Source organism: Mesorhizobium sp. M4A.F.Ca.ET.020.02.1.1 (assembly GCF_004022645.1).
GTDB lineage: Bacteria > Pseudomonadota > Alphaproteobacteria > Rhizobiales > Rhizobiaceae > Mesorhizobium.
The window spans coordinates 1-5,325 of sequence record NZ_RZOI01000423.1 but is presented as its reverse complement, the minus strand read 5'-3'; the positions used below and the strand labels follow the sequence as shown (position 1 = coordinate 5,325).

General features: G+C 61.1%; 6 protein-coding genes. All 6 read left to right on the top strand.

Annotated features, from left to right (window positions below; all coding sequences use genetic code 11):
* Positions 1–81: 81 nt before the first annotated feature.
* Complete coding sequence (locus EN742_RS22960; protein ID WP_128333307.1) at positions 82–762, top strand: TetR/AcrR family transcriptional regulator; 681 nt, start codon at positions 82–84, stop codon at positions 760–762.
* Positions 763–1,122: 360 nt separating this feature from the next.
* Positions 1,123–2,439, top strand: a complete 1,317-nt coding sequence (locus EN742_RS22955) for an extracellular solute-binding protein (protein WP_126058199.1) — start codon at positions 1,123–1,125, stop codon at positions 2,437–2,439.
* A gap of 65 nt (positions 2,440–2,504) precedes the next feature.
* On the top strand, positions 2,505–3,410 hold the full coding sequence (locus EN742_RS22950) for a sugar ABC transporter permease (RefSeq protein ID WP_126058200.1): 906 nt from the start codon (positions 2,505–2,507) through the stop codon (positions 3,408–3,410).
* A 1-nt stretch (position 3,411) separates the two neighbouring features.
* Positions 3,412–4,368 (top strand): carbohydrate ABC transporter permease, encoded by a 957-nt coding sequence (locus EN742_RS22945; RefSeq protein ID WP_126058201.1) that lies wholly within the window; start codon positions 3,412–3,414, stop codon positions 4,366–4,368.
* Entirely contained in the window at positions 4,365–4,586 is a 222-nt protein-coding gene (locus EN742_RS22940) for a hypothetical protein (protein ID WP_126058202.1), read from the top strand. Before EN742_RS22945 ends, EN742_RS22940 begins: the two co-directional genes overlap by 4 nt.
* Positions 4,583–5,325: ABC transporter ATP-binding protein (locus EN742_RS22935; RefSeq protein ID WP_148670205.1), on the top strand; the 743-nt coding region annotated here is incomplete at its 3' end. The genes EN742_RS22940 and EN742_RS22935, both read left to right, overlap by 4 nt.

Sequence of the window (5,325 nt, the reverse complement as noted above, 5' to 3'; positions counted from 1 at the left end):
TGTCTGGGCGCCGCCCGCCGCCACTCGTTGCCCGGTCACCAAGACCATTGCAATTTTTTGAGACGCGCGTATCGTATTGACATGGATGTCTCACGTCAACAAGCCGCGCCGAACGACGACACCGGTGAGGGCCGAGCGGCCGAGCGTGGCGCGCGCGCCCGCACCAGGCGGCTGATGCTGGAGACGGCCACCAGGCTGATGCAGGGCGGCGCCACACCTTCCGTGAGCGAGGTCGCCGAGGCGGCCGAAGTGTCGCGCGCAACCGCCTATCGATATTTCCCGAGCCAGGCAGCACTGGTGCAGGCAGTGGTCGATGAGGGGCTCGGCCCTATCCTCACCTGGCGCTCGGCGTCGGACGATCCGGAGCGCAGGGTCGCCGAACTCTACGCCACCGCGATGCCGCGTATCGAGGCTTTCGAGGCGACGTTCAAGGCGGCGCTGAAACTGTCGCTGGATCAGTGGGCCAGGCGCCAGGCAGGCACGCTGGGCAATGAGCCGGCCTTCACGCGCGGGCATCGCATCGACCTCCTGAAGGATGCGTTAGCGCCGCTCAAGGGCCATTTGCCGCCGCGCGAGTTCAAGCGTCTGGCGCAGGCGCTGTCGCTGATGTTCGGCGTCGAGGTGCTGATTGTATTGAAGGACATATGGGGCCTGGACAGTCGTCGCATGATGGCGGTCGCGCAGTGGGCGGCGGGCGCGCTGGTGCGGGCGGCCGTGGCGGAATCGGAAGGCGACGCCACATCGGCGGCAACCGCAAAATAACACAAATCTGGTTGGACCAGATCGCGAAGTCAGTTATGCATAATAGTCCCGATGAGATGATCGAAACAAGGCCCGCGCGTATCAAGGAGTAGGAAAATTAAGGTAAAACAGGCAGATACCGCTGCAAATGGCTTGCCTGACCGTTCCTGATCGCTCAAGAAAGGGCTTGACGTCCCTTTAGAATTGGTAATACCAGATTAAGGCTGACAACGCGGATCGAAAGTGAGGGCTGCGATCCATTTTTCCGCCGGGCGGGGAGGCGCCCAAACCGGAAGAGTGCCATCACTGGAGGAACTACCAGGGCCGGCCTCGCCGCCGGCTCGCATGACACGGTAGAATGCGCACAAGGGAGGAAACATTATGCGCAAGATAGTGACCAGCGTCATTGCTGGTATCGGCTTAGTGCTCGCCTGTGGAACGTCTTCTTACGCGCAGGACAAGGAACTCACCATCTTCTGGGCGGAATGGGATCCGGCAAACTATCTGCAGGAACTCGTCAACGACTACACGGCCGAGACCGGGGTGAAGGTCACCGTACAGACGACGCCATGGCCAGATTTCCAGACCAAGGCCTTTACCGAGTTCAACGCGCATGGCGACGCCTACGACATGGTGGTCGGCGACTCGCAATGGCTTGGTGCCGGTTCGACGCAAGGCCACTATGTCGACCTGACGGACTTCTTCAACAAGCACAAGCTTGGCGATGTGATGGCGCCCGCTACTGTAAAGTATTATGCCGAATACCCTGGCGGTTCCGGAAAATACTGGGCGATCCCGCTTGAAGGCGATGCGATCGGCTGGTCCTATCGCAAGGACTGGTTCGAGGATCCGAAGGAGAAGGAAGCCTTCAAGGCGAAGTACAACTACGACCTCGACGTGCCGAAGACCTATGCGCAGCTGCGCGACATCGCCGAGTTCTTCCACCGTCCGGACCAGAAGCGGTACGGCGTCGCCATCTACACCGACAATTCCTATGACGCGATGGCGATGGGCGTCGAAAGCGCTATCTTCAGCTATGGCGGCGACCTCGGCGACTACGCAACTTACAAGGTCGACGGCATCACCAATTCGAAAGAGGCCGCCGCCGGCCTCGACATGTACAAGGAACTCTACAAGTTCACGCCTCCCGGTTGGGGCAAGACCTTCTTCGTGGAAGACAACCAGGCGATCACCGGCGGCCTCGCCGCGATGAGCATGAATTTCTTCGCCTTCTTCCCGCCGCTGGTAAACAAGGCCACCAACCCGTACGCCGACGTGACCGGCTTCTTCGCCAATCCGGCCGGCCCGGACGGCAAGCGCTTCGCCGCTCTCGGCGGCCAGGGAATTTCCATCGTCTCGTACTCGAAGAACCAGGAAGAGGCGACGAAGTTCCTGGAGTGGTTCATCAAGGACGAGACCCAGAAGAAGTGGGCGGACCTTGGCGGCTACACCTGCAGCCAGGCCGTGCTGAAATCGGAAGCGTTCCAGAACGCTACGCCTTACAACAAGGCGTTCTATGACACGATGTTCATGGTCAAGGACTTCTGGGCGACGCCGGAATACGCCGAGGTGCTAGATCAGCTGAACCAGAACATCTATCCGTTCGTGGTCGGCGGGAAAGGCACCGCCCAGGAAGCGCTCGACAAGACCGCCGCCGAATGGAAGGCGACGTTCACCAAGTACAATCGCTACAAATAAGCATCACATTCAGAATGCCGGAGGAGGGTTTCCCCTCCGGCATTCCTGTTTCAGGGAGACGCTCGTTGGCTTCGGTAGCCCTCACACATCTCGATCCTGCCTCAAGGGCCGCAGCGCGCGGCTGGTCGGATCTGACCATCCGCAACCTGTTCATCATCCCGACGCTGGTGTTCCTGATCGTTTTCAACATCTTCCCGCTGATCTATTCGCTGGGCTATTCCTTCACGAACTTCGCGGCGAACCGGAGCGAGCCTTGGCAGTTCGTCGGCTTGCAGAATTACCGTGAGCTGCTTAGCGACGATCACATCTGGTCGAATTTCATCATCACGGCGAAATACGTCATCGTTTCGGTGGCCGGCCAGATGATCGTTGGCTTCGGCCTCGCGCTGCTGCTCAACCGCAGCTTTCCGATGAAGGGCCTCATCACCACGCTGCTGCTATTGCCGATGATGATGTCGGCAGCTGTCGTCGGCCTGTTCTGGCAACTGCTCTACAGCCCGTCATGGGGCCCGATCAACTACGTCTTCGGCCTGGGCGACTTCGCCTGGCTGTCCAACCCCGACAGCGCGCTCTACGCCGTCGCGATCACCGATATCTGGATGTGGTCGCCCTTCGTCATGCTGCTTTCGCTCGCCGGCCTGTCGGCCGTGCCGCAGCACCTCTACGAGGCCGCGGCGATCGACCGCGCCGGTTGGTGGTACACCTTCACCCGCATCACCTTGCCGCTGGTCTCGCCGATTCTTTTGATCGCGCTGATCTTCCGCACCATGGAAGCCTTCAAGACCTTCGACATCGCCTACACGATGACGACCCAGCCGACCGCCGAACTGATTGCGATCCGGCTCTACAAGCAGGCGTTCCAGCAATGGGATACCGGCAAGTCCTGCGCGCTGGCCTACATCGTGCTGATCATGGTGCTGGCCATCACCAACCTCTACGTGAAGTACCTCAACAAGGTGAAGGAGCGCTGAGATGGCCGCCGTCCGCACTTCTTCCGAGATTGCCCTCAACCGCGCGGCAATCGTTGCGGTGCTTATCGCGACGCTGATCTTCCTCGCGCCGATCTACTGGATCGCCTCCACTGCGTTCAAGCCGAAGGAGTTGGCGGTCAGCGTGCCGCCCACCGTCCTTTTCCAGCCGGAAGTCACCCCCTTCATCCGTCTGTTCACCAAGCGCGTGCAGATGCAGAAGCCTGTCGACCCGCAAGTCTACGAGGCCGCGCCCTGGTGGGAGAAGCGCATCTATGACGGCGGCGAGCGGGTGCTGAAGGTTGGCAAGGACGTGCAGCTTTCGCAGTATCCCAACCGGTTCATGAACAGCCTGATCGTGGCGGTCATCAGCACGGTGCTCGCCGTCGGCATGGGGACCTTCACCGCCTACGGCTTCTCGCGCTTCAAGATCGCAGGCGAGGCGGACCTTCTCTTCTTCATCCTGTCAACACGCATGCTGCCGCCGGTGGTCGTGGCGATCCCGATGTTCCTGATGTACCGGATGGTCGGCCTCAACGACTCGCATATCGGCCTGATCATCCTCTACGTCGCCTTCAACCTGTCCTTCTCAGTCTGGCTGATGAAGGGCTTCATGGACGAGATCCCGAAGGAATACGAGGAGGCGGCGCTGGTCGACGGCTACACCCGCATGCAGGCCTTCTTCAAGATCGTGCTGCCGGAAGCGGCGACCGGTATCGCTGCCACCGCGGTGTTCTGCTTCATCACAGCCTGGAACGAGTACGCCTTTGCGCTGATCATGACCAACCGACGCGCCCAGACGGCGCCGCCCTTCATCCCCAGCCAGATTGGCTCGGGCCTGCCGGACTGGACCACGATCGCCGCGGGCACCTTCCTGTTCCTGCTGCCGGTCGCAATCTTCACCTTCCTGTTGCGCAACCACCTGCTTCGCGGCGTCACCTTCGGAGCGATCCGCAAATGAGTTTTCGCGCGGTCAACCAGAAATACCTGTTGCCGGCCTCGCAGATTCTCATGGTGCTGGGCATCATTGCGCTCTGCCAGCCATGGAGCCTCGGCCTGCATTCCTATGGCGTGACGATCATCCTGATCGGCCTGATCGGCTTCAACATCACGTCAAAGATAGCGCCGGAGCGCCCGGAGGAAACCGGCGCCGCGATGCACGAGGGGGCACGGCAGTGACGCAGATCGAACTTCGCGGCATCGAGAAATTCTTCGGCGCCGTTCAGGTCATCCACAATCTGAACCTCGCCATCGCCGACAACGAGTTTATCGTGCTGCTTGGCCAGTCGGGCTGCGGCAAGACCACGACGCTGCGTGCGATTGCGGGGCTCGAAACGATCGACCAGGGCGACATCCTGATCGACGGCAAGGCCGTGCAGCACCTCAAGGCTGCCGACCGCGACATCGCCATGGTGTTCCAGTCGTTTTCGCTCTACCCGCACATGACGGTGTTCGAGAATATCGCCTTTCCGTTGCGCGCAACGCGCATGGGAAGCGGCGAGGTCGACACGTCGGTTCGCGAGGTCGCCCGGGTTCTGCGGATCACCGACCTGCTCGGCAAGAGGCCGTCGGCGCTATCCGGCGGCGACATGCAGCGCGTGGCGATCGGCCGGGCGCTGGTGCGGCGCCCGAAGGCGATGCTGATGGACGAACCGATCGGCGCGCTCGACGCCAAGCTGCGCGAGGAGATGCGGGCCGAGATCAAGCGGCTGCACATCAAGCAGGGTTCGACCACGATCTACGTCACGCACGACCAGATCGAGGCGATGAGCCTGGCCGACAGCATCGTCATCATGCATGAAGGATTCATCCAGCAGGTTGGCACGCCGGACGAGGTCTATTCGCATCCCGCCAACCTGTTCGTGGCCCAGTTCGTCGGCAGTCCAGTGATGAACGTCGCCGAAGCGTCTGGCTCCGA

Bases quoted from the DNA above. Each gene is read 5' to 3' on its own strand.
- EN742_RS22960 (WP_128333307.1), top strand. From the start codon at position 82: ATGGATGTCTCACGTCAACAAGCCGCGCCGAACGACGACACCGGTGAG.
- EN742_RS22955 (WP_126058199.1), top strand. From the start codon at position 1,123: ATGCGCAAGATAGTGACCAGCGTCATTGCTGGTATCGGCTTAGTGCTC.
- EN742_RS22945 (WP_126058201.1), top strand. From the start codon at position 3,412: ATGGCCGCCGTCCGCACTTCTTCCGAGATTGCCCTCAACCGCGCGGCA.
- EN742_RS22940 (WP_126058202.1), top strand. From the start codon at position 4,365: ATGAGTTTTCGCGCGGTCAACCAGAAATACCTGTTGCCGGCCTCGCAG.